Here is a 572-nt window from a genome sequence, read left to right as displayed (position 1 = left end):
CCGGCAACGTGCTGGGCAATGACAGCGATGTGGATAATCTCCTGAGCGTGGCCACGTTCACGGTTGGCGGCACCGAGTACACCGCAGGCGCCACCCCGGCGATCATCGCCAACGTCGGCACCCTGGTGATCGGGGCGAACGGTGCTTACACCTTTACTCCGGACTCCAACTACAACGGCACCGTGCCGACCGTCACCTACACCACCAAYACCGGTTCCACCAGCACGCTGGATATCAGCGTCACCCCGGTCAATGACCCAAGCGTCMTGACCGCGGAYACCRACACTGTCGATGAAGACCATGTTGCAACCGGCAACGTGCTGGGCAATGACAGCGATGTGGATAATCTCCTGAGCGTCTCCAGCTTCAGCGTGAATGGGGTCGACGGCAGCTTCACGGCGGGCCAGACCGCAACCATGACCGGTGTCGGAACGCTGATCATCGCCAGCAACGGTGCTTACACCTTTACCCCGGTGGATAACTGGAACGGCACCGTGCCGACCGTCACCTACACCACCAACACCGGTTCCACCAGCACGCTGGATATCAGCGTCACCCCGGTCAATGACCCC

The 572-nt window shown here is 61.3% G+C and carries 1 protein-coding gene; it reads left to right on the top strand.

Annotation, left to right across the window (positions count from 1 at the left end):
- A partial coding sequence (locus tag AC1DWM_RS30200; RefSeq protein WP_477796906.1) for an Ig-like domain-containing protein occupies positions 1–572 on the top strand: 572 nt, incomplete at both ends.

This window comes from Pseudomonas sp. P4_C8 (genome assembly GCF_056401975.1).
This window is presented reverse-complemented; position numbering and strand designations above follow the sequence as displayed.